The 26,905-nt window shown below is 61.8% G+C and carries 24 protein-coding genes; 10 read left to right on the forward strand and 14 right to left on the reverse strand.

The annotated features are described in order from the left end of the window. Positions 1 to 56: 56 nt before the first annotated feature. The 5 genes from ppk2 (at position 57) to malQ (ending at position 6,054) form a co-directional block, all read left to right on the forward strand. Positions 57 to 899 (forward strand): polyphosphate kinase 2, encoded by an 843-nt coding sequence (gene ppk2, locus V5B59_RS09355; protein WP_169071646.1) that lies wholly within the window; start codon positions 57 to 59, stop codon positions 897 to 899. Between the two features lie 74 nt (positions 900 to 973). After that, a complete protein-coding gene (gene fabI, locus V5B59_RS09360) occupies positions 974 to 1,804 on the forward strand; it encodes an enoyl-ACP reductase FabI (protein WP_169071634.1) in 831 nt (276 codons plus the stop codon). A gap of 47 nt (positions 1,805 to 1,851) precedes the next feature. Then, complete coding sequence (locus tag V5B59_RS09365) at positions 1,852 to 3,264, forward strand: bifunctional enoyl-CoA hydratase/phosphate acetyltransferase (protein WP_169071633.1); 1,413 nt, start codon at positions 1,852 to 1,854, stop codon at positions 3,262 to 3,264. 1 nt (position 3,265) lies between these two features. After that, positions 3,266 to 4,450: an acetate/propionate family kinase gene (locus tag V5B59_RS09370; RefSeq protein ID WP_034909002.1), complete on the forward strand. Its 1,185-nt coding sequence runs from the start codon at positions 3,266 to 3,268 to the stop codon at positions 4,448 to 4,450. 74 nt (positions 4,451 to 4,524) lie between these two features. Then, positions 4,525 to 6,054 (forward strand): 4-alpha-glucanotransferase, encoded by a 1,530-nt coding sequence (gene malQ / locus V5B59_RS09375; protein ID WP_169071632.1) that lies wholly within the window; start codon positions 4,525 to 4,527, stop codon positions 6,052 to 6,054. A gap of 126 nt (positions 6,055 to 6,180) precedes the next feature. Here the strand turns inward: malQ and V5B59_RS09380 are convergent, their stop codons facing one another. Together V5B59_RS09380 and tsaE are read right to left on the reverse strand one after the other, a co-directional pair. Continuing rightward, complete coding sequence (locus V5B59_RS09380; RefSeq protein ID WP_169071631.1) at positions 6,181 to 7,590, reverse strand: N-acetylmuramoyl-L-alanine amidase; 1,410 nt, start codon at positions 7,588 to 7,590, stop codon at positions 6,181 to 6,183. After that, complete coding sequence (gene tsaE / locus V5B59_RS09385) at positions 7,545 to 8,048, reverse strand: tRNA (adenosine(37)-N6)-threonylcarbamoyltransferase complex ATPase subunit type 1 TsaE (RefSeq protein WP_169071630.1); 504 nt, start codon at positions 8,046 to 8,048, stop codon at positions 7,545 to 7,547. Before tsaE ends, V5B59_RS09380 begins: the two co-directional genes overlap by 46 nt. On the opposite strand from tsaE, the gene queG reads away from it, so the two are divergent. Further along, the gene (queG, locus tag V5B59_RS09390; RefSeq protein WP_169071629.1) at positions 8,043 to 9,185 is read left to right on the forward strand and encodes a tRNA epoxyqueuosine(34) reductase QueG; all 1,143 of its coding nucleotides are present in this window, start codon (positions 8,043 to 8,045) and stop codon (positions 9,183 to 9,185) included. The two genes, tsaE and queG, sit on opposite strands and share 6 nt — an antisense overlap. Before the next feature lie 38 nt (positions 9,186 to 9,223). Here the strand turns inward: queG and V5B59_RS09395 are convergent, their stop codons facing one another. From V5B59_RS09395 to V5B59_RS09440, 10 genes are all read right to left on the reverse strand, one after another. Next, on the reverse strand, positions 9,224 to 10,864 hold the full coding sequence (locus V5B59_RS09395; RefSeq protein ID WP_332351825.1) for an electron transfer flavoprotein-ubiquinone oxidoreductase: 1,641 nt from the start codon (positions 10,862 to 10,864) through the stop codon (positions 9,224 to 9,226). Positions 10,865 to 11,095: 231 nt separating this feature from the next. After that, positions 11,096 to 12,406, reverse strand: a complete 1,311-nt coding sequence (phoR, locus tag V5B59_RS09400) for a phosphate regulon sensor histidine kinase PhoR (protein ID WP_169071628.1) — start codon at positions 12,404 to 12,406, stop codon at positions 11,096 to 11,098. Beyond that, positions 12,403 to 13,128 carry a phosphate regulon transcriptional regulator PhoB gene (phoB, locus tag V5B59_RS09405; RefSeq protein WP_211203503.1) on the reverse strand — a complete coding sequence of 242 codons (726 nt, stop codon included), beginning with the start codon at positions 13,126 to 13,128 and terminating at the stop codon, positions 12,403 to 12,405. The genes phoR and phoB overlap by 4 nt, the downstream gene beginning before the upstream one ends. Beyond that, entirely contained in the window at positions 13,125 to 13,823 is a 699-nt protein-coding gene (gene phoU / locus V5B59_RS09410; RefSeq protein WP_034917698.1) for a phosphate signaling complex protein PhoU, read from the reverse strand. The genes phoB and phoU (V5B59_RS09410) overlap by 4 nt, the downstream gene beginning before the upstream one ends. A gap of 91 nt (positions 13,824 to 13,914) precedes the next feature. Continuing rightward, complete coding sequence (gene pstB / locus V5B59_RS09415) at positions 13,915 to 14,697, reverse strand: phosphate ABC transporter ATP-binding protein PstB (RefSeq protein WP_034917701.1); 783 nt, start codon at positions 14,695 to 14,697, stop codon at positions 13,915 to 13,917. Positions 14,698 to 14,715: 18 nt separating this feature from the next. After that, a complete protein-coding gene (pstA, locus tag V5B59_RS09420; RefSeq protein ID WP_034917702.1) occupies positions 14,716 to 15,558 on the reverse strand; it encodes a phosphate ABC transporter permease PstA in 843 nt (280 codons plus the stop codon). Positions 15,559 to 15,580: 22 nt separating this feature from the next. Then, positions 15,581 to 16,567 carry a phosphate ABC transporter permease subunit PstC gene (pstC, locus tag V5B59_RS09425; protein WP_169071627.1) on the reverse strand — a complete coding sequence of 329 codons (987 nt, stop codon included), beginning with the start codon at positions 16,565 to 16,567 and terminating at the stop codon, positions 15,581 to 15,583. Between the two features lie 80 nt (positions 16,568 to 16,647). Beyond that, complete coding sequence (gene pstS, locus V5B59_RS09430; protein WP_034911038.1) at positions 16,648 to 17,664, reverse strand: phosphate ABC transporter substrate-binding protein PstS; 1,017 nt, start codon at positions 17,662 to 17,664, stop codon at positions 16,648 to 16,650. A 112-nt stretch (positions 17,665 to 17,776) separates the two neighbouring features. Continuing rightward, positions 17,777 to 18,469 (reverse strand): phosphate signaling complex protein PhoU, encoded by a 693-nt coding sequence (gene phoU, locus V5B59_RS09435; RefSeq protein WP_169071626.1) that lies wholly within the window; start codon positions 18,467 to 18,469, stop codon positions 17,777 to 17,779. 164 nt (positions 18,470 to 18,633) lie between these two features. Next, entirely contained in the window at positions 18,634 to 19,755 is a 1,122-nt protein-coding gene (locus V5B59_RS09440) for a c-type cytochrome (protein WP_169071625.1), read from the reverse strand. A gap of 629 nt (positions 19,756 to 20,384) precedes the next feature. Between V5B59_RS09440 and V5B59_RS09445 the strand changes: the two genes are divergently transcribed. The 3 genes from V5B59_RS09445 (at position 20,385) to V5B59_RS09455 (ending at position 23,859) form a co-directional block, all read left to right on the forward strand. Then, entirely contained in the window at positions 20,385 to 21,320 is a 936-nt protein-coding gene (locus V5B59_RS09445; RefSeq protein ID WP_211203502.1) for an alpha/beta fold hydrolase, read from the forward strand. A gap of 197 nt (positions 21,321 to 21,517) precedes the next feature. Next, the gene (locus V5B59_RS09450) at positions 21,518 to 23,059 is read left to right on the forward strand and encodes an AMP-binding protein (RefSeq protein ID WP_169071624.1); all 1,542 of its coding nucleotides are present in this window, start codon (positions 21,518 to 21,520) and stop codon (positions 23,057 to 23,059) included. Continuing rightward, positions 23,056 to 23,859 (forward strand): SDR family NAD(P)-dependent oxidoreductase, encoded by an 804-nt coding sequence (locus V5B59_RS09455; protein WP_169071623.1) that lies wholly within the window; start codon positions 23,056 to 23,058, stop codon positions 23,857 to 23,859. Before V5B59_RS09450 ends, V5B59_RS09455 begins: the two co-directional genes overlap by 4 nt. 167 nt (positions 23,860 to 24,026) lie before the next feature. Here the strand turns inward: V5B59_RS09455 and V5B59_RS09460 are convergent, their stop codons facing one another. Then, entirely contained in the window at positions 24,027 to 24,812 is a 786-nt protein-coding gene (locus V5B59_RS09460; RefSeq protein WP_169071622.1) for a lipopolysaccharide kinase InaA family protein, read from the reverse strand. A gap of 60 nt (positions 24,813 to 24,872) precedes the next feature. After that, complete coding sequence (locus V5B59_RS09465; protein ID WP_288130107.1) at positions 24,873 to 25,514, reverse strand: class I SAM-dependent methyltransferase; 642 nt, start codon at positions 25,512 to 25,514, stop codon at positions 24,873 to 24,875. 281 nt (positions 25,515 to 25,795) lie between these two features. Here V5B59_RS09465 and V5B59_RS09470 point away from each other — a divergent pair, with 281 nt between their 5' ends. Further along, positions 25,796 to 26,590 (forward strand): lipopolysaccharide kinase InaA family protein, encoded by a 795-nt coding sequence (locus tag V5B59_RS09470; RefSeq protein ID WP_169071619.1) that lies wholly within the window; start codon positions 25,796 to 25,798, stop codon positions 26,588 to 26,590. The last annotated feature ends 315 nt before the right edge of the window (positions 26,591 to 26,905 follow it).

Here is a 26,905-nt window from a genome sequence, read left to right on the forward strand (position 1 = left end):
GCAAAAAAGGCAAGTCGGCAAAGAAAAGCAGGACCGAGCGGGTCGTCAATCCGGACATGCCGTCCGGGACGGTGGCGGAAGAAACGCCAGAAACGACCGAGACCCCGGAAAAACCGGTGAAGAGGATGTCCAACAAGATTTACCTCAAGGAACTCGAAAAGCTCGAGGCCGAACTGGCCCATCTCCAGTCGTGGGTGATCAAGCAAGGCCTCAAGGTGGTGATCGTCTTCGAAGGCCGTGACGGCGCCGGCAAGGGTGGCACGATCAAGGCCATCACCGGCCGCGTCAGCCCGCGCGTCTTCCGGGTTGTCGCCCTGCCGGCGCCGACCGAGCGCGAAAAGAGTCAGATGTACGTGCAGCGCTACCTGCCGCACCTGCCGGCCGCCGGCGAGGTCGTGATCTTCGACCGCAGCTGGTACAACCGCGCCGGTGTCGAGCGCGTCATGGGCTTCGCCAGCGAAGAACAGGTGGAGGCTTTCCTCAAGGGGGCACCACTGTTCGAAAAGCTGATGGCTTCGGGGCTCAACAATATCCTCCTGCTCAAGTACTGGCTGGAAGTCGATATGGACGAGCAAACACGCCGCCTCGAAGCGCGTATCACCGATCCGCGCAAGCAATGGAAGCTCTCGCCGATGGACCTCAAGTCCTACAGCCACTGGTACGACTACTCGCGCGCCCGTGACGAGATGTTCAGGGCGACCGATACGGAGTGGGCACCGTGGTTCGTTGCACGCTCCAACGACAAGAAGCGTGTGCGCCTGAACATCATCAAGCACATCCTGAGCAGCATTCCCTACGAAGTGGTCAAGCAGCCGAAGATCACCCTGCCCAAACGGCAGAAACCGGGCGATTACCAGGAAGTCAAGCTGCCGCTCAAGTATGTCCCGGAGGTTTACTGACGCCGGCCTGAGGGGTCAGAGAAGGACAAACATCGAAGGAACTCATCCATCCCCAGTATCGACAGGAGATAGCCATGACCGAACCACTCAACGATCCCGATGGCCCGGCGCTACAGCCGATCGGGATTCCTCAACAGCCGCTCGCCGGCAGGAAAGCGCTTGTCATCGGCATCGCCAACAAGGACTCAATCGCCTATGGCTGCGCACGCGCCTTCCGCGCCTGCGGGGCGGATCTGTCGATTACCTACCTCAACGACAAAACGAAGCGCTACACCGGCGAACTCGCTCAGGCACTGGGCGTTGACGACGCGCTTTACTTGCCGTGCGACGTGCGTCAGCCGGGCCAGCTCGAGGCAGTTTTCGAGACCATTGAGCGGAAATGGGGCAAGCTGCACGTCGTTTTGCATTCAATCGCCTTTGCACCCATGGAAGACCTGCATGGCCGGGTCGTCGACTGCTCGCGTGACGGTTTCCTGATGGCGATGGACGTCTCGGTGCACTCGCTGCTGCGCGTTGCGCATCTGGCCGAGCCGCTGATGGAGAAGGAAGGTGGCAGCATTTTCACGATGAGTTACTTCGGTGGCGAGAAGGTCGTCCCGCACTACGGGATCATGGGGCCGGCGAAGGCAGCGCTGGAGTCGGCTGCACGGTACCTGGCTGCAGAGTTGGGACCGAAAGGCATCCGCGTCAACGTCATCTCGCCGGGACCGGTGATGACCCGGGCGGCATCAGGAATCGATCGCTTCGACGAACTCCTGGCCAAGACCAAAGAAAAGGCGCCGACCGGAAAACTGGTTACCCCCGATCAGGTTGGCCTTGCGACGGCCGCTCTGGCGTGCGACTTCGCCTCGATCGTCACCGGCGAGGTTCTCTATATGGACGGCGGTTACAACATCATGGGTTAGTCGTTTCGCCCCTCCCGCCTCCACCCTCCAGCGCAAAGAGCACACAGATGAGCCCGGAAACCCTCCAGAACCGCTGCTTCGACGAAATTCACATCGGCGATACGGCGAGTATCAGCCATACGCTGACCTTGCAGGACGTGCAGCTTTTCGCTGCGGTTTCAGGCGAGATCAGTCCGACCCACCTCGACTCCGAACTGGACAAACAGCTCGGCCCCGGCGATCTGAGCGCGCACAGCATGTGGCTGGGCGCCCAGGTTTCCGGACTGCTCGGTAATCAGCTTCCCGGCCCGGGCACAGTGTACGCCGGGCAGGATCTCGAGTTCCACGCGCCAGTCACCATCGGCGAACAGATCACGCTGAGCATCACGGTGCGTGAGAAGCATGCCGAAACCCGTCGCGTCACTTTTGACTGCCGCTGCGTCAATGCCCGCGGCGAGACGGTGATGACCGGCTCTGCCCGCGTCATCGCGCCCAAGGTGAAAATCACCATGGAACGCCCGGACGCTGCACAGGTATCGATCCAGAGCCACGACAACCTGGAGAATTTTGTCGGGCGCTGCCGGCAACTGCCGCCGGTAGCCGTCGCGGTGGCACATCCCTGTGACGAATCTTCTCTTGGCGCCGCCCTCGAAGCCAGCCGCGAGGGCCTGATCGAGGCCATCCTGGTGGGTCCGCTGGCGCGCATCCGTACGCTTGCCGAACAACAGGGTTTCGACCTCACCGGCATCCGCCTCGAAGACGTGCCGCACAGCCATGCCGCGGCCTTCCGTGCCGTTGAACTGGTCCGCCTCGGACAGGCTGCAGCGTTGATGAAAGGCAGCCTGCATACCGACGAACTGATGGCCGAAGTGGTCAGCAGGGAAACCGGCCTGCGTACCGAACGGCGCATCACGCACGCCTTCCTGATGGACGTGCCGACCTACCACAAGCCATTGATCGTCACCGATGCGGCGATCAACATTTCTCCCGATCTCGACACCAAGCGCGACATCTGCCAGAACGCGATCGATCTGGCGCATGTCCTCGGCATCGCCCGCCCCAAGGTGGCGATCATCTGCGCGGTCGAAACGATCAATTCCCGGATGGCGTGCACCACCGACGCCGCCTCGCTGTGCAAGATGGCCGACCGCGGCCAGATCTCCGGTGCCATTCTCGATGGGCCGCTGGCACTCGACAACGCAATCAGCAAGGAAGCTGCACGGATGAAGAAAATCGATTCCCCGGTTGCTGGCGATCCGGATATCCTGGTCGTCCCTGATCTCGCGGCCGGCAACATCCTCGCCAAGCAACTGACCTTCATGAGTCATGCCGACGGCGCCGGCATCGTTCTCGGCGCGCGTGTGCCGATCATCCTGACCAGCCGTGCCGACAACAAGCGGACCAAGCTGGCTTCCTGCGCGGTTGCCTGCCTGATGGCCAGCGTGCCGATGGTGGATGGCTTGACGAAGGGCGGAGGCTGAAATGGAACAGGTGATTCTGGTCATCAACGCCGGCTCGTCAAGCCTGAAGTTCTCGGTTTTCGAGCTGCCGGACACGGGTGAGATGCGCGTCAGGGCGGTCGGCCAGGTAGAAGGTCTCGGCACGGCCCCGCGCCTGAAAGCGAAAGATGGCAGTGGCCGGAGCATCGCCGATGTGCGCTGGCCAAACAGCGAAATCACGAACCATGAAGAGGCTCTGCAGGAAATCGCCACGCTCCTGCGTTCACGCTTCGCGGGACAGGTTCTGGCCGGTGTCGGCCACCGCGTGGTGCATGGTGGGCCGGATTATTCGGCACCGCTCCTGATCACGCCACAGGCGATGGACGCGCTCGCGGCTTTCGTGCCGCTCGCGCCCTTGCACCAGCCGCACAATCTCGCCGCGATCCGCGCGGTGCAGGCCGTGCAGCCGGAGTTGCCACAGGTGGCCTGCTTCGATACCGCCTTTCACCGCACACAGGATATGGTCGGACAGTTGTATGGTCTGCCCTACGAATACTACGAGCGGGGTATCCGGCGTTACGGCTTTCATGGTTTGTCCTACGAATACATTGCGGCAACCCTGCCGACGATCGCGCCTGAAATCGCCAGCGGGCGGGTCGTGGTGGCGCATCTCGGCAGCGGTGCGAGCATGTGCGCGCTGCTCAACGGTCGCAGCGTCGGCAGTTCGATGGGCTTCACCGCGCTCGACGGCCTGATGATGGGTACTCGACCGGGCAACATGGACCCCGGAATCGTCCTCTACCTTCTACAGCAGGAGGGTCTCTCCGCCAGACAGATCGAAGACCTGCTCTACAAGCGCTCCGGCCTGCTCGGCCTGTCCGGCATCGGTAATGACATGCGCGTTCTGCTGGCCAGTGAGGAACCGCGCGCCAGATTGGCGATCGACCACTTCATCTACCGCATCAAGCGCGAACTCGGCGCGCTTGCAGCGGTGCTCGGCGGCCTCGACGCCCTGGTGTTTACCGCCGGCATCGGCGAGAACAGCGCCCGCATCCGGCAACTCGTCTGTGAGCAGGCGCAATGGCTGGGAATCGACCTCGACCCGGCAGCCAATGAACGGGGAAGCGCACGTATCAGCAGCGCCGGCAGCAGGGTATCGGCATGGGTGGTACCAACCAACGAGGAACTGATGATCGCGCGCCATACCCGCAAGCTCCTCGAACTGTGATCCACCTTCGCCAGGCAAGCACGAAGTAACGTCATTTTTGACCCCCACGCACTCAGTCGAGACAAAGGACTCGCATGACCACCTCACTTCCCCGACATAACGGTATTCTCTTGCATCCCACCTCGCTGCCCGGACCGCATGGCTCTGGCGACCTCGGCCCGGCGGCGTATCATTTCGTCGACTGGCTGGTTGGCGCCGGCCAGTCGGTATGGCAGGTACTGCCACTCGGCAGTGTCGGGCCAGGCAACTCGCCGTACATCAGCCCTTCAGCTTTTGCTGGCAATGAACTGCTGATCGATCTGTGCCAGTTGCGCGACGCCGGCTGGATCAGCGAGGCCGATCTCAGGTCGCTCCCCGCTTTTTCTACAGGGCGGGTCGATTACGACGCGGTACGGCACTTCCGGATTGCCCACCTGCGACGTGCCGCCAAACACTTCTTCAGCCACCAGAGCGTTGGTCAGCGCCTGGCCTTCGAAGGCTTCTGTGCCGCTGCGCGTGGCTGGCTTGACGACTATGCGCTGTTCATGGCACTCGACATCGCCCACGGCGGTGATGACCGGATGTGGCAGGATTGGCCTGCGCCGCTGGCTCAACGCCAGCCGGCAGCGCTCATTGAAGCCCGGCGCCAGCATGCCGAAGAAATCGACTTCTGGAAGTTCTGCCAGTGGCGCTTCTTCGAGCAATGGTCGGCGCTCAAGCACTACGCCAATGCTCGCCACATCGAACTCGTCGGCGACCTGCCGATCTTCGTCGCCGCGCACAGCGCCGATGTGTGGGCGAATCCACAGCTATTCGACCTCGACAAGAAAGGACATCCACGCGTGGTGGCTGGCGTGCCCCCGGATTACTTCAGCGCCACCGGGCAGCGCTGGGGCAACCCGCTGTACCGCTGGTCGGCACACGCGGCTGAAGATTATCGCTGGTGGGTCGAGCGGATGCGGCAAACGATGAGGCTTTGCGACGTCGTGCGCATCGATCATTTTCGCGGTTTCGAGTCATTCTGGGAAATTCCTGCCGCGGCCAAGACAGCCGTCAACGGGATCTGGCGGCCCGGCCCGGGCGAAGCCGTGTTCAACGCCATGCGCCGCGAGCTGAGCGACGCGCAAGGTCGGCTGCGCATCATCGCCGAGGATCTCGGCATCATCACCCCCGCAGTCAATGCCCTGCGCCTGGCCATCGGTCTGCCCGGCATGCGCATCCTGCAGTTTGCTTTCGACGGCGACGCCAAAAACCCCTACCTACCGCACAACTACGAAGCCAACACGGTGGTCTATACAGGCACCCATGACAACGACACCAGCCGCGGCTGGTGGGAGTCGCTCAGCCACCCGGAGCAGGATTATGTGCGCTCCTACCTGGGTGTCGGCGACGAAAGCAGCGAAGAAATACACTGGCAACTGATCCGCCTCGCCTGTTCCTCGGTCGCCTCGCTGTGCGTCATTCCCATGCAGGACGTGCTCGGCCTCGATTCGACACACCGCATGAACGCGCCGGGCCTCGGCGAGGGATCCTGGGAGTGGCGCTTCAGCTGGCAGCAGGTCGATGATACGCACTCCAGACGCCTTGCTGAACTGGCGCGGCTATACGGGCGACGGCGAGCTTGAGTGCTCCTCAACGACCTTCTTTTCATGCCGGCCGCATCGAAACGCTTGCCGATATCATCCGCCGGAAAGCCGCGTCCCCCGGACTTTTTGAGAAGTCAGCTCGTGCTCACAACGAGATGGGGAATGTTAGTCCAGTCTCGCCAGCGTCGACTTGGCCAGAGGGGGATTCTTGGCGAAATATTTCTTGATCCCCGAGAAAATCGCTTCGGCCATCTTGTCCTGGTAGGAGTCATCGTTCAGCCGCTTCTCTTCTTCGGGATTCGAGATGAAAGCGGTCTCGACGAGGATCGAGGGAATGTCGGGGGCCTTGAGAACGGCGAAGCCGGCCTGCTCGACGCTGGCCTTGTGCAGCCGGTTGATGCCGCCGATCTCGCCAAGAACGGCCTTGCCCAGCTTGAGGCTGTCGTTGATCGTTGCGGTTTGCGAGAGGTCGAGCAGCGTACGGGCCAGGACGGGATCCTTGACGTCGATATTCACGCCGCCGATCAGATCGGCAGCGTTTTCCTTCTGCGCCAGATAGCGTGCAGCGGAACTCGAAGCGCCACTCTCCGAGAGAACGAAGACCGACGAGCCGTTGGCATCCGGGCGGACGAAAGCGTCGGCATGAATCGAAACGAACAGGTCGGACTGAATTCGCCTGGCTTTCTGCACCCGTGCATGCAATGGAACGAAGAAATCCGAGTCGCGCGTGAGCACCGCGCGCATGTTGGGTTCGGACTCGATCTTGGCCCGCAAGCGCTTGGCCACCGCCAGTGTGACGTTCTTTTCCAGGCTGCCGCCGCTCCCGACGGCTCCCGGATCCTCGCCGCCATGTCCCGGATCCAGGGTGATGGTTACCAGGCGATCGACCACCGGCCGGCCATGACGCCTGGACGCAGCTTTCTGCTCGGCAACTGGCTGTGGCTCGGATTTCAACTCTGGTTTCAACTCGGATTTCAACTCGGATTTCAACTCGGATTTCGTTTCCGCCCTGGCTTCTGCAGGTAGCTCCGGACGGGTATCCGGTTTGCTGGTGGGCCGACTTTCGAGCGCTGCGGGTCGAGGCTCCTTGTTGTCAAGCAGCGAAAGCAGCGGATCGGGCGGGTTCAGGGGATACACGTCGACAACCAGTCGATGCCCGTACCCCCCCACCGGCGGCAGGACGAAAACCTGCGGATTGACCTCGCCTTTGAGTTCCATGACCAGGCGGACGACGCCGGGCTTGTAACGCCCGGCCCGCAACAGCTTGATGTTGGGATCGTTGGCAGCGACCTTGTTTCCCAGGCTTTCGAGCACATTGTTCAACTCGATGCCTTCGAGGTCGACGACCAGGCGCTCCGGGTCCTTGACGATGAAATGGGTATATTTCAGGGGGGATCCGTGTTCGATCGCCACCCGCGTATAGTCTGGTGCCGGCCAGATGCGTACCGCCAGAACGCCCGGGTTGCGGTTGGCAGCGGCGGTCGACAGCGGACTGACCGTCAGCAGTAAGGACGCACCGGTAAACTTGATCAGCTTGCGGCGTCCGGCCAGCCGCTCTGCAGCGCTTTCAGACATTCTTTTCCCTCCACGCTAGACGCAAAGACACCGAGCAGCCGCCCACGCTCGGCAAACTGGAAGCGAACGACCAGATCGGGGAGCGGTACGTAGCCAGCAGCCTTTTCAGGCCACTCGACCAAGCATATGGCATCGTCGCGGAAGTACTCGGCAAGCCCTGCATCCAAAAACTCTTCTGGAAAGTTGAAACGATAGAAATCAAAGTGATACCAGTATATCCTCGAAATCACATAAATTTCAACCAATGTATAGGTCGGACTTCTGACCGGCCCTGCATGATGGCGTGCACGCAACAGTGCGCGCACCAGCGTCGTCTTGCCGGCGCCGAGGTCGCCATCGAGCCAGACCACCATGCCAGGATGGAGCAGCGGTGCCAGTTGGCGGCCAAAGGCAGCGGTCGCCACCTCATCTGGCAGGTGCAGGGTCAGCGTAGATTGCTTATCATCCGGATCATGCACGCAGGGAACTCCCAAACAGGCGCGAGTCTGGCAGAAGGCCAGACCGATTATGCCCAGGTCGTCAGACGGATCAGGCAATGCGCACAGGAACTCGGCTTTGCCTCGATCGGCATTGCCCGCGCTCAGGTTGCCACGGCCACGCCGTGGCTGATGCGCTGGCTGGCACTCGGCCGCCACGGCGAGATGGATTATATGGCCAAACACGCCGCCTTGCGCGCCGCGCCAGAGCTCTTGTTGCCGGAGGTGCTATCGGTCATTTCGGTCCGCCTGCCCTACTGGCCTGCAGCCGCCGATGCGCAGGTGCAACTCGCCGACGGCGAACTCGCCTACGTCTCGCGCTATGCGCTGGGGCGCGACTATCACAGAACGGTTCGCAGCCGACTACAGAAGCTCATCGACCGCCTCCGTCACGAAGCCGCGTCGCTGGGACTGGCCGCGCCTTTTGCCTGCCGTGCGTTTTCCGATTCGGCCCCGGTCATGGAGACCGAGTTCGCAGTGCAGGCGGGCATCGCCTGGCGCGGCAAGCATACGCTGTCGTTGACGCGCGAGGGATCTTGGCATTTTCTCGGCGAGATCTACACCACCCTGCCGCTGCCACCCGACCAGGCGATCCATGATCACTGCGGTGACTGCCGGCGTTGCCTCGATGCCTGCCCCACCGCGGCGATCGTCGCACCCTACGAAGTCGACGCGCGCTTGTGCATTTCCTACCTGACGATCGAATTGCCGGGAGCCATCCCGGTAGCGCTGCGTCCCTTGATCGGCAACCGTATCTACGGCTGCGACGACTGCCAGTTATGTTGCCCGTGGAACCGCTTCGCCCGGATTGGCGATGCCGATTTTGCAGTTCGCAATGGTCTCGATGCGACGCCACTGACCACCCTCTTCGCCTGGAGCGAAGACGAATTCAACACGCGCCTGGCGGGCAGCGCGATTCGCAGGATCGGACACCAGCGCTGGCTGCGCAATATCGCCGTCGCGCTCGGCAACGCCCGCAGCTCGCCGGCGATCGTCGCGGCTCTGGCAGCGCGCCAGAACGACCCATCACCGCTGCTGCGCGAGCATGTCGCCTGGGCACTGGCCGAGCAGGCCGGTCGGCATCGTGAGCCGCTCGACGACGTTCACGGTCACGGCTGATTCGCACAGGCAGCGTCCTCACCGACCCATCCCAGCACTCACATATTGGGATAGTTGGGCCCGCCGCCGCCTTCAGGAGCTACCCAACGGATGTTCTGCGTCGGGTCCTTGATGTCACAGGTCTTGCAGTGCAGGCAATTGGACGCGTTGATCTGCAGGCGCGCGCCCCCGGCCTCCTCGACGATCTCATACACGCCCGCCGGGCAGTAACGCTGCTCCGGTGAAGCATATTCCTTGTAATTGATCGAGATGGCCTTGGTACTGTCGAGCAACTGCAAATGTATGGGCTGTTCTTCCTCGTGCGCCGTGTTGGAGACGAAGACCGATGACAGCCGGTCGAAAGTCAGCTGGCCGTCCGGTTTGGCGTACGGGATGGGCTGATAGCGGGCAGCCGGGGCGAGTTGCTCATGGTCGCTGGTCTTGTCCTTGAGTGTAAAGAACATGCGGCCACCGAAAAGATTCTGCTGAATCCAGTTGAATGCGCCGCCCATGAAAGTGCCGAACTTGTGCAGGGCCGGACCGAAATTGCGTGCCCGGTAGAGTTCGGCATACAGCCAGCTGTCCTTGAAGGCCTGCTCGTAAGCCACGAGATCGCTGCGCCCCTGGTCTCCGGTCTGCAGCGCCGCATGGACCGTCTCGGCGGCCAGCATTCCCGACTTCATTGCGGTGTGCACCCCCTTGATCTTGGCGAAATTCAGCGTACCAGCATCACAGCCGAGCAGCAACCCGCCAGGGAAAGTCTGTTTCGGCAGGCTGTTCAGCCCGCCCTTGGTAATCGCCCGCGCTCCGTAGCAAAGGCGCTTTCCCCCTTCGAGATACGGTCTGATCTTGGCCTGCGACTTGAAGCGTTGAAATTCCTCGAAGGGTGAGAGATAGGGGTTGGCGTAATTGAGATCAACGATCAGGCCCACCACGACCTGATGATCTTCCATGTGGTAGAGGAATGAACCCCCGGTCGCGCCGTGCTCGCTGAGCGGCCAGCCGGCGCCATGGACCACCAGCCCGGGCTGGTGTTTCGCGGGATCGATCTGCCAGAGTTCCTTGATCCCCAGACCATAGTGCTGGGCGGTTGCGTTGGCGGCAAGATCGTAGCGGGCGAGCAGCTCCTTGCCGAGCTGGCCGCGTGCCCCCTCGGCAAACAGCGTGTATTTGGCGTGCAACTCGAGGCCAGGCTGGAAACTGTCCTTCTCTGCGCCGTGCTTGTCACGGCCCATGTCGCCGGTAGCCACGCCTTTGACCGAACCGTCGTCGTGGTAGAGAATCTCGGCCGCGGCAAAACCTGGGAAAATCTCGACCCCCAGCGCCTCGGCCTGCCCGGCGAGCCAGCGACAGAGACTGCCGAGACTGATGATCCAGTTGCCGTTGTTGTGCATCGGTGCCGGGACGGCAAAATTGGGCAGCTTCACTGCCGAGGTCTCGCTGCGATAGAGATAGACCTGATCCTCGCTGACCGGGGTCTTCAGCGGGGCTCCTCTGTCCTGCCAGTCGGGCAGCAGTTCATCGAGCGGCCGGCTCTCGAAGAGGGCGCCCGAAAGGATGTGGGCACCGACCTCCGACCCCTTCTCCAGCACCATCACCGCCAGGTCTGGATTCAGCTGTTTGAGGCGAATCGCTGCGCTCAAACCCGCCGGACCCGCGCCGACAATCACTACATCATAGTCCATTGCTTCACGTTCCATCACCACTCCTCCAGGTTTCTCAATCGCTCCGGGCCTGACCGAAGGCCCCCCGATACCGGCTTGGTCGCTGGTCCGATGCACTCTCATCAGCCGGCGCACACCCCCTTGTATCGTATACCCCAGTCCGGGTATGTGGTCAACGTCTGGGCAGTGCAAGGAAAGGAATCGGCCTGGGGAAGCGGGAAACGGTCATGACTTTCATGATCGGGGAGCCTGGAAAAGTCATCACCGTCAGGCCAACGGCGGCAACCGCCAGGCCGGAAACTCGGCGCGGAAAGTGCTGCCCTCGCCGACCCTCGACTCGATCTGCAGGGCTGCCTGATGACGTAGCAGGATGTGTTTGACGATGGCCAGACCGAGACCGGTGCCGCCGGTATCGCGCGAGCGACCCCGGTCGACGCGGTAGAAGCGTTCGGTCAGGCGAGGCAGATGTTCGGCGGGAATGCCGACGCCGGAGTCATGCACGGAAAAGACGCCGACCCGATCGCGGGTTCCCCATTCGATGCGAATCTTGCCGCCGGCCGGCGTGTAGCGAATGGCGTTGGAAACCAGATTGCCGAAAGCGCTGTGCAATTCCTTGCGGTTTCCCCGCAAGGCCGGACCGTCGCAACGAACTTCGAGGCCATGCCGGCCTTCGCTGAGGCTCTGCGCTTCGGACAGCAACTGGGCCAGCAGTTCGTGCATGTCGACATTCTCTTCACTTGCTGGTGCATCCTCCGCTTCGAGCCTGGACAAAGTCAGCAGATCATCGACCAGACTCAGCATGCGTTTTGTCTGGTCACTCATGATGCGCGCGAAGTGCAGCCGCTGCTCGGCACTCATCGCGCCATCGTCGGTGAAGTGTTCCAGAAAACCACTGACCACGGTCAGGGGCGTCCGCAGTTCGTGCGACACATTGGCGACGAAGGTGCTGCGCATCGCTTCGACGCGGCGAGCATCGGTCACATCGAGGCTGATCAGCAGATGGCTGTGCTCCCCCAGGGGTACGGCCCGGATGGCATAGACGCGGCTGCGCACCGCCGGCGACTGGAGGATGAAGGGAGAATGGCCGTCGGGGCTATCGAGGTAATCGGCGAAGCCTGGTGTGCGCACCAGTTGCTCGATGATCGCGCCGCCATCGCGCGGCAGCTGAACCCCCAGATGTTCGCCGGCGGTACGATTGCTCCACTGGATCTGGTGACTGGCGTTGAGGATCACCAGGCCATCAGGAACGGCGTCCATGGCCTCCTGGAACGATCGCAGTCCGGCCTCGACCTCCTCGACCCGGCAGGCGTCCTGGTGCAACCTGTGCGACAGCTTGACGAAGACCTCGCCCCAGGCACCACCGGCGTCTGGCACATTGGCGTGCTCCGGGGCATCGAGCCACGCCGCCAGTATCGTCAGCCGCCGGGTCTGCATCAGAACGATCAGCAGCAGGCCGAGCGCCGCTGTCGCCCAGCCCCAGGTTGCACCATTGATCACCCCGAGCAGCAGCGCCAGGCCAACGATCGGCAGAACACCGGTCAGCAGGATCTTCGAGAAACCCGATCCGGCAGCTCTCACGGCACCTGTGGCTGGGATGCGGGCGAGGTGCTGAGCTTGTAACCGGTACCGCGCACGGTCTCGACCATCTGCTCGGCGGCTGGCCCGAGGGCGACACGTAGCCGCCGGATGTGGATGTCGACCGTGCGGTCTTCGATATAGACGTGATCGCCCCAGACGTTGTCGAGCAGTTGCTGGCGCGTGTAGACGCGTCCGGCATTGGCCATCAGGAAACGCAGCAGCCGGAATTCGGTCGGGGTCAGGGTGATCCGCCGGCCCGTAACGCGCGCTTCGTGGCTGACCGTGTCCAGCTCGATCGGACCAGCACTCAGCGTGCCCTTGACAAACTCTGGGGCGCAGCGGCGCAGTACCGCCTGCACGCGCGCCAGCAGTTCCTTCGGGCTGAAGGGCTTGACGATGTAATCGTCGGCGCCGCCTTCCAGCCCGGCAACACGATCTGCTTCCTCGCCACGTGCGGTCAACAGGATGATCGGCATGCTGCGCGTTCGTCGTTCGTTGCGGAGCTTGCCAATCAGCGCCAGCCCGGACTTACCGGGCAACATCCAGTCGATCAGCGCAATGTCGGGCAATGTTTCACGCAACACCGTTTCGGCCTCTTCGGCGGTGTCGGCACAGACCGGCTGGTAGCTGCCGCAGACGAGCGTGAAGCGCAGAAGCTCCTGAATGCCTTTGTCGTCCTCGACGACGAGCACCATTGGCAGGCTGGAAACCGAGGTGTTCATGCCTTCTCCGCTTTCCTGGCGGCGCTGCCGGTGTGCCGAACGTCGATGCCGCTGACGGTGTAGATGACGTTTTCGGCGATATTGGTCGCGTGATCGCCAACCCGTTCGATGGCCTTGGCGATCCAGATGATGTCGAGCGCTTCGCCGATCGTGCGCGGGTCTTCCATCATGTAGGTGACCAGTTGCCGCAGGATCGAGTTGAAGACGGCGTCGATTTCCTTGTCCGCCTGGATCACCTGGCGGGCAGCATCGACATCCATGCGGGCCAGCGAGTCGAGCGCACCCTGGAGCATCGTGGTGACCAGACCCCCGCAATGATGCAGGTCGGTCAGTCGCGGGATGCGCTGGCTGCCGGCGCGATGCAGCTTGCGCGACTTGTTGGCGATTTTGGCCGCCTTGTCACCACTACGTTCGAGGTCGGTCACGATTCGCGAGATGGCCATCACCAGCCGCAGATCGCGAGCGGTGGGTTGCCGGCGTGCGATCAGCAGCGTGCAGTCCTCGTCGATGTCGACTTCAAAAGCATCCACCTCACTATCGGTGCGGATGATCTCCTGCATCGCCTCGATATTGCCGGTGTTGAAGGCATCGATCGCTGCCATCAACTGCCTCTCGACCAGACCACCCATCTGCAGGATGCGGGTACGGATGCTTTCCAGTTCGAGATCGAACTGCTTGCTGAGATGACTGCTCATGGAACTGGCCTCATATTTTGAAAAAGTGGAGTCACGCATGCGGGATACGAAAAGCATGTGGCTGCAGGAAGGCAGGTCCGGCCTGGCGGCATCAACCAAAGCGCCCGGTAATGTAATCCTCGGTGTGCTGCTGTTTTGGCTTGACGAACAACTCCCGGGTATTGCCAAACTCGATCAATTCACCGATATACATGAATGCCGTGTAATCGGAGATGCGCGCCGCCTGCTGCATGTTGTGGGTGACGATCGCGATCGAGTATTCGGACTTGAGTTCGTTGATCAACTCCTCGATCTTGGCAGTGGACAGCGGATCCAGTGCGGAGGTCGGTTCGTCCAGCAGCACGACATCGGGTTTGACCGCAATGGTGCGAGCGATACACAAGCGCTGCTGCTGGCCACCCGACAGCGACAGGCCGCTCTGTTGCAACTTGTTCCTGGTTTCTTCCCACAGCGCCGCTTTGCGTAAGGCCCATTCGACGCGCTCGTCCATGTCGGATTTTGCCAGAGGTTCGTAAAGCCGCACACCGAAAGCGATGTTTTCGTAGATGGTCATCGGGAACGGCGTCGGCTTCTGGAACACCATGCCAATCCTGGCACGCAGCAGATTCACATCCTGCTTCCTGTCCAGCAGGTTACTGCCATGGAAGATGATCTGCCCTTCCGCGCGCTGGCCCGGATAGAGATCGTACATGCGGTTGAAGGTCCGCAACAGGGTGGACTTGCCGCAACCGGAAGGACCGATGAACGCCGTGACTTTGTTTTTCAGAATATCCAGGGAAACCTGGTTCAGACCACGGAAGTCGCCGTAATAGAAACTCAGGTCACGGACGGCCAGAATGGCTTCGCCGTCGACAGCTTGTTGAAGGGCGGACATTGATTGGAAACTCCGGGTCTAGTCTGAGGATTTCTTGCGGAACAGGACGCGTGCGACGATGTTGATCGCGAGCACCATCAGGGCAATCAGCAGCGCACCGCCCCAAGCCAGGTTCACCCAGTTGTCGTAGGGGCTCATCGCGAACTGGAAGATCACCACCGGCAGATTGCCCATCGGTTGTGACATGTCGGTACTGTAGAACTGGTTGTTCAGCGCGGTAAACAAGAGCGGCGCGGTTTCTCCGGTGACACGGGCGATGGCCAGCAGGATACCGGTCAGCACACCCGCCTTGACCGCGGGCAGGGTGACTTTCAAGGACACCTGCCAGTGCGGCGCGCCGACCGCGAACGCCGCCTCGCGCAGGCTGCCGGGGACCAGCAGCAGCATGTTCTCGGTCGTTCGCACCACCACCGGAATGGCGATCAGCGACAAGGCCAGCGACCCCGCCCAGCCGGAGAAGCCGCCCAGGGTCGCCACCGCCAAGGCATAGACGAACAGTCCGACGACGATCGAAGGCGCCGACAGCATGATGTCGGTCACGAAACGGGTGGTGGCGGCGAATCGGGATCTACTGCCGAATTCGGCCAGGTAAATGCCGGCGAGAATACCGATCGGTGTGGAGACCAGGGTGGTGACGCCAACGATCAGCAGGCTGCCGACGATGGCATTACGCAAACCGCCGCCTTCACTGCCGGGTGCCGGAGTGTCCTGGGTGAACAAATCCCAGCTCAGCGCCGCGAAGCCGTTATAGAACAGGGTCCACAGGATCCACAGCAGAGCGAGCAGGCCGAAGGTCATCGCCGCCATCGACAGGCCAATGCCGATGCGGTTGGTCAGGATGCGACGGGAATAGCGATTCATGGCAGGGCTCCTTGCTACCTTCTCATATCCCTTGCCTGGCAATGCCGCGCCGAACCAACCAGCGGGAGATTGCCAGCACGACAAAGGTGATGACGAAAAGGACCAGACCAAGGGCGAACAAGGCGGAAATATGCAGGCCAGGGTTGGCTTCTCCGAATTCATTAGCCAGCGTCGAGGCGATCGAGGTTCCCGGTGCGAACAGGCTGCCGACGATGCGGTTGGCGTTGCCGATCACGAAGGTGACGGCCATCGTTTCTCCGAGTGCCCGGCCCAGGCCCAGCATGATGCCGCCAATGACGCCGACGCGGGTGTAGGGCAAGACCACACCGGTGACGACTTCCCAGGTGGTGCAACCGATGCCGTACGCCGATTCCTTGAGTTGTGCCGGCACGGTTTCAAAGACGTCACGCATCACCGAGGCCACGAACGGAATCACCATCAGCGACAGTACGATGCCGGCGGTGAGAATACCGACGCCGATCGGCGGACCGGCAAACCAGCCGCCGATCACCGGCAGGTCGCCGAAGAGCGTTTGCAGATACGGTTGCACATGTCTGGCGAACAGCGGCGCAAAAACGAACAGCCCCCAGATGCCATAGATGATCGAAGGCACCCCGGCCAGCAGTTCGATGGCCGTGCCGAGCGGACGGCGCAGCCAAACCGGGCAGGTTTCGGTGAGGAACAGGGCAATGCCGAAACTCACCGGCACGGCGATGAACAGCGCAATGACCGAGCTCACCACGGTGCCGTAAATGGCGCTGAGCGCGCCGAACTGCTCTTCCGGCACGTTCCAGACATTGGTCCACAGGAAAGCTGCGCCGAATTCCCTGAACGCCGGTAGCGCTTCGAGAGCCAGGGCGATCAATATGCCTGCGAGTGCGGCCAACACAATCATTGCGAACAGCAGCGTCACCTGATGGAAGATCGTGTCCTGCAGCTTGAACTTCCTGACCTGTCGGGCCTGAAGATCAAGGCTTACTGGCTGGCTGGTCATCATCACGGCGCTCATGGCGATCATTCCTCACGTGGAGAGGCGGTTTCCAAAGGTCGCCGCCGCAACAGTTTGCGGGCAGGTTTCGCCCGACAACCTTATTTGATGTTCTTCATCTCGGTTTCGACCATCTTTACCACGCTCGCAGGTAGCGGCACGAAACCCAGATCCTCGGCCATCTTCTGGCCGTTGTTCAGTGCCCAGCCAAAGAAGTCGACCACGCCTTTTTGCTTGGCAGCATCGGCACCCTTCTCGTAGGCAAGAATGTAGGTGGCGCTGGTGATCGGCCAGGCGTCCTTGTGAGCCTGGTCAAGCAGGTCGGGAGCCATGCCCTTGACCTTGAAGTTGGCGCCGGCGGCAGCCGCCTCGATGGCGTCCTGGGTTGGGACGATGTAGTGGCCGGACTTGTTCTTCAGGGCCACGAAGTTCATCTTGTTCTTGGTGGCATCGGCGATGTCGACATAGCCAATGGCACCGGCAATCTTCTGCACGTTGGCAGCGACACCGGGGTTGCCCTTGCCGCCGACGCCGTTGGCAGGCCAGTTCACCGTATTGCCGGCACCGACCTCGCTCTTGAACGACGCTGACTGCCTGGCCAGGTAATTGGAAAAAACGTAGGTGGTGCCGGAGCCGTCGGAACGGAAAGCCACGGTAATGGCCAGATCAGGCAGTTTGAGACCAGGGTTCTGACTGGCAATGGCCGGATCGTTCCATTTCCTGATGGCACCGCGGAAGATCTCGGCGGCCAAGGGACCATCGAGTTTCAGTTTGCCAGACTCTATACCGGGAACATGGATCACGATGGTCACGCCGCCCATCACGGTCGGGACCTGTACCAGACCGGCAGCGTCAAGATCAGGCTCGCTCAGCGGGGCGTCGGTGCCGCCGAAGTCCACGGTCCTGGCCTTGATCTGCTTGACGCCGCCGGAAGAACCGATGCCCTGATAGTTCACCCGGTTTTTGGTGGCAGTCTGATAGGCCTCGGCCCACTTGGTGTACACGGCATAAGGGAAGGTGGCGCCGGCGCCGGTAATGTCGGCAGCCAGCGCGGAAAAGCTCAGAGACAGAGCTGCGGCCAGGGTAGACAGCTTGCACAGGGTGCGATGGGATTTCATTTTTCAATCTCCAGACAGTAAGGTCGTCAGTTGGGTATTGCGGCAGTCTATCGGTCGATCATTGCGGGATTGTGACGACGGCGATCAGCGGCAAACCCGAAACCAGCCGGTGTCATGCCTCGTCCGCTTGCCTGGGAGTCGTGTGCCGAATGTCGATGCCGCTGACGATATAGACGACATCCTCGGCGATGTTGGTTGCGTGATCGCCAACCCGTTCGATGGCCTTGGCGATCCAGATGACGTCGAGCGCTTCAGCAATCGTGCGCGGCTCTTCGAGCATATAGGTCAGCAGTTGCCGCAGGATGGCGTCGAAAGAGGTATCGACCGCCACGTCCATGCCGATGACCTGGCGAGCAGCATCGACGTCCCGCCGAGCCAAGGAGTCGAGCGCTGCCCGCAGCATGTCAGTGGCGAGCCGTCCGCAATGGTCCAGGTCGGACAGTCGCGGGATGCGTCGATCACCGGCCAGACGCAGCGCCCGCGACATGGTGGCAATCTCGCAGGCCTTGTCGCCGATCCGCTCGAGGTCGGTCACGATCCGTAAAATGGCCAGAATCAGGCGTAAATCGCCCGCCGCGGGTTGCCGGCGGGCGATCAGCAGTGTGCAGTCCTCGTCGATACCGACTTCATCGGCGTTCACCTGGCGCTCATCGTCAATCACCTGCTGCAGGGCCTCGAGATTTCCGCTGCTGAAGGCCTCGATCGCCGTCAGCACCTGTCTTTCGACCAGGCTCCCCATCTGCAGGATGCGGCTACCAATGTTTTCAAGTTCGAGGTCGAACTGTTTGCTGAGGTGATCACTCATGGGTCTGGGCTCGTGTTCGTGGGCGGGGTGAACGGCCAGAGAATAGGTCTGTCATGTTACGAAAAGATGACAGCCGCCCGAGGGAGCAGCAGAACGCTGGCGTGAGCCCTAGCTCATGTCTTGCCGCGTCGAGCACCGGCGTGCCATGGCGGCACGCGTAAGTGTCAGTCGTGCTTGAAGTCGAATTTGGCCTCGATCGCCTGCGAACTGCCTGGCTTGCGAACCTGCACCATGATCGTGTAGGGAGTTTTCTCTGGCATCCGGAAATAGTTGCCGTAACTTATGGCACTGCCGATCTCCATGAGTTCGAGTTTCTTCGTTTCGACCCCGGTTACCGGATTGGCGACGCGCGCCTCGACTTCGGCATCCTTGATGGCGGCTTTGTTATCGCTGTTACGCAACGAAATGTTCAAGTGGTAATAGGCCTTGCCGCTGGGGATACCCCCATGCATCGAACTCTCGTAGTCCGGAGTCGGATGCCGTGCGCGTATCGATTCCGCGGACACAATGCCCAGATCGATTTCGGTCCCCGCGATGACCTTGTGCATGCCATCGGCTCTCATCGCCGGCGCAGCCGCCACAGCCGCCGCAGTGCTCCCTGTTTGCACGGTGCCCTTGTTGAACATGTAGACGATCGCGCTGCGTATTTCGGCGTCGGTAAGGTCGGCCTGGCCGCCGCGGGCAGGCATGCCGCCATGCCCCTGGATCGCCGACCGCACGACGACATCGAGCCCCTCTTTGACGCGTGGTATCCAGGCTTCCCGATCGCCGATCCTTGGAGCGCCGCCCTCGCCCGTCTGGTGGCATTTGACACACCGTGCCTGCACGATCTGCTCGCCGGTACGCTCGGGTACCCGGGCCGTTCTGCTGACTGGCTCCGTCCAGTTGCCGCCCGATTGATTCACCATGTAGGTAATCGCGCGCTCGATTTCGGTATCCGTGAGATTGGTATTTCCGCCATGCGGCGGCATCTGCCGGATGCCATTGAGCGCATTTTTTGTGAGCCCGGTCAGGCCCTGGGATGCACGTTTTGCCCAAGCCTGCTTGTCACCGATCTTCGGCGCGCCATTCGCGCCACTGCCGTGGCAGGCGAAGCAGGATTCCTCCACCACATCCTTGCCACTGCGCTCGACGCCCTGCGCCGCAGCCGTGACGGGCGCGATGCTCGTAGTCAACGCGAAGATGGTGGGTATCGCAAATCGCTTCAGTACCGAGTCGAGCGTGCGATCAATTACCGCGTGAGTCCTGTGCGTCATGAGCATTCCCCTTTTCTTGACGATGCCCACCGGCCGCACTGCGATCCGGAGGACGAAAAATTAATCTGAAAGTCGTGTCAGCGACTCACAAATCCTGCCCTGAGCTTTGTCGAAGGGCTCCCCTCCCCCTCACGGGGGAGGGGAAAACGGCCATGACTTTCATGATCGGGGTGCCTGGAAAAGTCATGACCGCCAAGAATAACAACGCCAATTTCAAAAGTATAGCCAAGGGAAGACGGAAAATCCAACCGCATCGGGGATGCGAATCAAGGAAGGGTCGCGAGCAGCCGGGACCGCTATAATCGCGCTTCCGGCGGATCAGCCTCACGAACCGGACAAGCATAGGACAGTTTCTGTCTGGATTACACCGGACGGAAATTTCACCTTGACCTTGCCGCGCATGGCGCCGGGTCACGAGGTTCTGGCCTGAATGGTCCTGGTGCGGGCGGAATCTCTGGTGAAGATGCGGCATGCCGGCAGGCGGCGATTGACTTCGCTTGCCCGATGCGAGGATACTCTCAATGGCATCATTGAATTTCCGGATCCTGCCGCAGGGCAGTATCGGCCACGGCCCTCCGGCCGACATGCTGCCCATCTGGCATGGGATCAGGGAGTTACAAGTTTCGATCCAAATCACTGAACGACATCGGGGCTCAATCATGGCAATACTCAAGGAATTCGAAGAACTGGTGGTGACCTCACGGCCCGGCCAGGCGGCCGGCGGTCGTCTGCACGAGATGCGTGAGGCTTCGGTGTGCTGCCTGGGACCACATGGCCTGCACCGCATGGCGTACGTCGAGTGGGGCGACCCGGCGAATCCACGCGTGTTGATCTGCGTACACGGCCTGACCCGCAACGGCCGCGATTTTGACGTACTGGCCAACGCCCTGGCCAACGATTACCGGGTCGTCTGCCCGGATGTCGTCGGGCGTGGGCGCAGCGATCGCCTGTTCGTCGCCGACGACTACGGCCTGCCCATCTACGCCAACGACATGATGACGCTGATCGCCCGCCTTGCTGTCGACTCGGTGCACTGGTTGGGAACTTCGATGGGCGGCCTGATCGGCATGTTTCTTTCGAGCCTGCCGGGTTCGCCAATCAGCCGACTGGTGCTCAACGACGTCGGACCGACGATCGGTATCGACGCCCTGCAGCGCATTGGCGAATATCTCGGCAAGGCCCCGGATTTCGCCGATCTGGCCACAGCCGAAGCCTACGTGCGCACTGTTTGTGCGCCGTTTGGCGCCCTCACCGACGCGCAGTGGCGCTTCATGACCGTCGTCGGCACACGTGCGAAACCTGACGGTGGCTTCGAGATGAACTATGACCGCGCTATCGCCCAGCCCTATCAGAAGGCCTTCCTCGAAGCCAAGGAAATCAACCTCTGGCCGATGTACGACGCGATCCGCTGCCCAACGCTGGTGTTGCGCGGCGCGCAATCGGACATCCTGCTGCACGATACCGCCGCCGAGATGACGACCCGCGGGCCGCAGGCCCAGCTCGTCGAAGTGCCGGCGGTCGGGCATGCGCCGATGTTCCTCGAGGAATCACAGGTGCGCATCGTCCAGAACTTCCTGCTCGCCGATCCGGGCTGAGCGCAGACCTTGCCGTATACAGGGCGCCACCTACTTCCCATGAAAGTCGCGTCAGCGACTCACGAATCTCCCCTCTCCACTCGCAGGAGAGGGGTCGGGGGAGAGGGAAACGGTCAGGCTTTCATCATCCGGGGTGTCTCACCAAGCCATGACCGTTTGGGTATGGTGGCGCGCTTGTTCCCTGTGGTCTTCCCGCCATGAATCTCGCGCATCTGCTCGCCCGCACCGCCCGGGTCTTCCCGGAGCAGCCGGCGGTCGCGCTCGGCAAGAGCGAACTGTACTCGTACGGCGAATGGTTTCGCCGTGCAGCGACGATCGCCGGCGGTCTGCGCGCTTTGCCGGGTTTGCAGACTGGCGATCGGGTCGCGCTGTTCATGGCCAATTGCCCGCAGTACCTCGAACTGCTCTACGGCATCTGGCATGCCGGCCTGGTGGCCGTGCCGATCAACCACAAGTTGCACGCGCGTGAAGTCGCCTTCATCGTCGACGATTCGGCGGCTGCGTTGCTGTTCGTTGCTGGCGATCTGGGCGAAGAGGAGCGCATTTGGCGCGAGAAAAATCCGGACCTGCGCATCGTTTCGGTTGACGACGCCGCCTATCGGCGACTGACCAGCACCGACCCGATCGCCATCGTAGCGCGCGCACCCGACGATCTGGCCTGGCTTTTCTATACCTCGGGAACCACTGGCCAGCCGAAGGGCGTGATGCTCTCGCAGCGCAACCTGCTGGCAATGACCCTGACCTACTTCCCGGACGTAGACCAGGCCACGCCATCCAACAGCATCCTCTACGCCGCGCCGATGTCGCACGGCGCCGGCATGTATAACTTCGCGCATGTGCTGGTCGGCGCGCGCCATGTTGTCCCCGAATCGGGCGGCTTCGACGCGCAAGAGATCCTGTCGCTGTCGCGTCACTTCGGCCAGGTGTCGCTGTTTGCCGCACCAACGATGGTCCGCCGCCTGGTCGACCATGTCGCCGACCAGGACGCCGACTGCAGCGGCATCAAGACCATCGTCTATGGTGGCGGACCGATGTATCTCGAGGACATCCGGCGTGCGCTCGATGTTCTTGGCGACCGTCTGGTGCAGATCTACGGACAGGGCGAAAGCCCGATGACGATCACCGCGCTGTCGCGCCGGCACCTGGCAGATCGCGCTCACCCGCGCCATCGCGAACGCATCGCTTCGGTCGGTGTCGCGCATAGCGTCGTCGAGGTCGTCATCGCCGATACCGACGACCAGCCCTTGCCTGCCGGCACCACCGGCGAGGTACTCGTACGCGGCGAAACCGTGATGCAGGGCTACTGGCGCAACCCGGAAGCGACGGCAGCGACGCTGCGCAATGGCTGGCTGCATACCGGCGACATCGGCAGCCTCGATGCCGACGGCTTCCTGACGCTGAAGGACCGCTCCAAGGACGTAATCATCAGCGGCGGCGCCAACATTTATCCGCGCGAAGTCGAGGAAGTACTGCTGCGGCACGCAGCAGTGGCCGAGGTCTCGGTGGTCGGCCGGCCCAACGCCGAGTGGGGCGAGGAAGTGGTCGCCTTCATCGTTTGCCAGCCGGGCGTCTCGGCACCGATCGCCGAACTCGATCGCCTGTGCCTGGATTCGATTGCCCGCTTCAAACGGCCAAAAGACTACATATTTGTCGCAGCGCTACCCAGGAACAACTACGGCAAGGTGCTGAAGACCGCATTGCGGCGCCACTGGACTCAGCAAGGAGGAAACGGATCATGAGCGGACGCCTGCAGGACAAGGTGGCCATCGTCACCGGCAGCGGCTCGATCGGGCCGGGATGGGGCAACGGCAAGGCAATGTCGGTATTGTTCGCGCGCGAGGGCGCCAGGGTCGTCGGCGCAGACATCGATGCCGAAGCGGGCGCAGCGACGCAGCAAATCATCGACGATGAAGGGGGAACCGGCATTTGCGTCGTCGCCGATGTGGCTCGCGCCGCCGATGTCGAGCGCCTGGTGGCGACGGCACTCGACACCTACGGGCGCATCGACATCCTGGTCAACAACGTCGGTATTGCCGTCGTCGGCGGTCCGGCGGAACTCGACGAGGCGACCTGGGACCGGCTGATGAGCATCAACCTCAAGAGTGCCTACCTGACCTGTCACCACGTGCTGCCGGTGATGATCCGCCAGCACGCCGGCGCGATCGTCAACAATGCCTCGGTGGCCGTTCTCGGCTGGGCCGGCGTCAACTACGGCTTCTACGCAGCCAGCAAGGGGGCGATGGTGGCGATGACGCGGACCATGGCCATCCGGCACGCACCCGATGGCATCCGCGCCAACTGCGTCCTGCCCGGACTGATGAACACGCCGCTGGTACATGCCGCGCTCACCCGCGTCTATGGCGAGGAAGGCGACATCGCCAACCTGATCCGCACGCGCGACGCCCAGTGTCCGCTCGGCCACATGGGCGACGCCTGGGATACCGCGCATGCGACGTTGTTCCTGGCCTCCGACGAAGCCAAGTATATCACCGCCACCGAACTCGTCGTCGATGGCGGTCTGTCGGCGAGATTCGCTTAGCCGATGCTTCATCAGGACGTCCGAGGAGCGGTACAGGCACCTATGCGACATCGCGGCGAGGTCGACGTCGAGCAATTCGCCCAAGGCACTGTGCCACACCAGCCAGTTCCAGGTCGCCAGTTCAGAGCCGGGCCGCCCCATTCTCCCGATGTGATTGCAGGCGCGCGCTACTGCGCGACATGAACATGATCGAGCTGACGGCTGCGCTGCGGCGCAGCGGCGGCCAGCGCCTTTTGCAACAACTCTTTGCCCGCCGCATCCAAGCGGCTCTGCTGCCGGTAGGCCAGGAAAAAGCGCAGTCGTTGCGGGCGGGAAAAATAATACGGCGCTGCCGCATCCAGACACGCGAGGTCAGCGGCGCGTTCGGCCACGCTCAGCGGACGGACTAGCAGGCGGCCACGTGGGGCGTCAATGACTGAAAGCTGGGCGAGAGCATTGTTCGCGATGACGAGGTTGCGCCAGAACAGATCACGGTGGAGAAAATTTCGTGCGTGCATCGCGCCTACCAGCCGGGCGGTCTCCATCAATAGATCGCGTGTAGCGCGGTGCTTTTCGGCGATTGGCAAGAGAGGCAGTTGATCACGGATAAAAGTGTCGAGCCCGGTCGGTTCAGGAATGCCTGCCGTGATAAGAAACGAGCGCCACAGCCATCCCCAGCGGCGCTCTTCGCCGAAAGCGACAGGGTAGGCCCGGCTCAAGCCCCATTCGCACAAGCGGGACAGGTTGCGGAATTCGCGCTCGACCATGGACTCGCCAAACAGCATCCCGCGGAAAACCCGGCTGCGAAGCTGCGCCCAGCGAGTGACCCAATATTTCTTGAGGAACAAGAATTCCGGGCCGGAGGAGCTGGGGGCCTTTATTCGCCGCACTTCGCTGCTGCCGCTCGTGCGGACGATCGTGCCGGCGGTCAGGGCAAATATCGCCTCCACCGAGTATAAGTCGGCGGCGCGCAATGCTTCCTCCCACCCGGGTGCGAGGTAGGTGCGTTGGGTGCGAAGCATGGCGCGCTGGCTTCAGCGCGGCGCGCGCTCGAAGACGGCCAGATGCAGGTTGTTGATGAGGTCGAGCCGGAAATTTTTCACCAGCCGGAAACCATATTCCGCAAAGTAGGCGGACACCTCGGCGAGCGACGTGTTGAAGACCGTCAGTTTCCTTCCGCGCAACTTGCGGATTTCTTGCTCCAAGGCGCGCAAGGTCCTGGGATTGAAATACGACATCGCCACATGCCGGCGTGCGACCCGACACAGTTCGCCGACGACCTTACGGCGCAGTTCCGCGTTGGGCAGGTGATGAAAGAAACGGAAGCAGACGATGGCGTCGAAACTTTGATCCCGCTGCGAGAGTTGTTCGATATCCTCCTTGAAGATCTCGACCTTCAATCCGTTGGCAGCCGTGGTTTCGCGGGTGATCTGGCGCATCGGATCGGAGTAATCCCCCGCGCTCATTTCGTAACCGAGCTGGCCGAGCAACACCGTCACGCGTCCACCGCCACAGGGCACGTCTAGTACCCTGGCGGGTTTCGGAATCAGCTGGAAGGCGCGAGCGACGAGTCTTAATTCGGGGATATTGCGCCGCGCGTCCCGGTTGGCGTAGGCACGGGCCTTGACTTCGGTGTACTTGGACTTGGCGCCGTAGGCAACGTCGGATTCGGTCATGGAATTTCCAGCAACAATTCGTCGCGCTGGCATAGGACACCCCGCAGCACCCGCGGAGTATAGCTTCCCTCATCAACTGCGGTCAATCCAGGATTTGGCCGCTGGGCCGCGGCGAACCCTGACCTGGCAAGGACGGCTATAATCGTGCCTCCGGCAATTCTGCTTCATGAACCCGACAACCCACACCTTGCCAAGGCGCCTGCGAAATCGATTCTGCTGCTGTGCATGGCGGTGATACTCCGCATCGTGCTTTCGGAATAGTCCGCCGCCGATGAGATGACATGATTGACTGGACTCTGAATCCCGACTACGCGACAGGCGAAGCCGTCTGCCCGTTCAGCGACATCGATCGCGTCTTTGCGCTCGACGGCGAGCTGATTACCCACGATTCGTTGAGCCGCGTGCTGCGCGTCTCGATTGATGGGAAGCGCTACTACGTCAAGCGCTACACCGGCTCCGGCAAAAACCGCACACGCCGCTGGTTCGGCCTGCGTCGTTGGCTGGGCCCACCGCGCGTACGTGCCGAATGGCAGAACCTGCTGACCTTTCGGGCCTGGGGAATCCCCACGGCAACGGTGGTGGCCTATGGGCTGGAGCGTCGCTGCGGTGCTTTTACACGCGGCGCGGTGGTGACCGAGGAAATTCCCGACACCATGGATCTGGCACAGATGAACTATCGGAACGATCCTCGCCTGTCTGACCGACGCTGGGTTGCAGAGGTCTCCAGGCAGATCGCTGACATCGCGCGAACGCTGCACGCAGCGCGCTTCGCACACAATGATCTCAAGTGGCGCAACCTTCTGGTGGATGGCAGATCGACGGTCTATCTGATCGACTGTCCGAGCGGTGGCTACTACCGCGGCGTTGTTCTTGACTACCGGATCATCAAGGATCTGGCCTGCCTGGACAGGCCGGCCAGGCAGCGATTGTCGCGCACCCAGCGCTTGCGTTTCTATCTGGCCTATACGCAGAAGCCGCGCTTGACCGATCAGGATCGCAAGCGAATCCAGCGAATCGTCCAGTTTTTCGATGGCCGGGAGCAATTCCGCTGGCCGGCCGGCTCCGCAGATCGCTGATCAAACAACGATCGAGCCAGCCGCACCAACGGTCACGGCGAACGCAAAAAGGCCACTCCGAAGAGCGGCCTATGTGTTTGATTCGATTGGTCGGGGCGCCGGGATTCGAACTCGGGACCCCTTGCACCCCATAAAACACGTTTCCCGTTTCTTCCGGTTTCTGTACGTTCGCACATAACCTAGATTATCTATTCAAATCAACCTACAAGCGTTAGACTTGTGCGCACCGTGTTTCGCATGGTTTCACCGCTTGCCGGTGGGAAACCGTACCGCAAACCGTACCGCTGATCCTGGAACCGTACCGCGACCAAGCAG

It is taken from the genome of Candidatus Accumulibacter contiguus (genome assembly GCF_036625285.1).
Taxonomy (GTDB): domain Bacteria; phylum Pseudomonadota; class Gammaproteobacteria; order Burkholderiales; family Rhodocyclaceae; genus Accumulibacter; species Accumulibacter contiguus.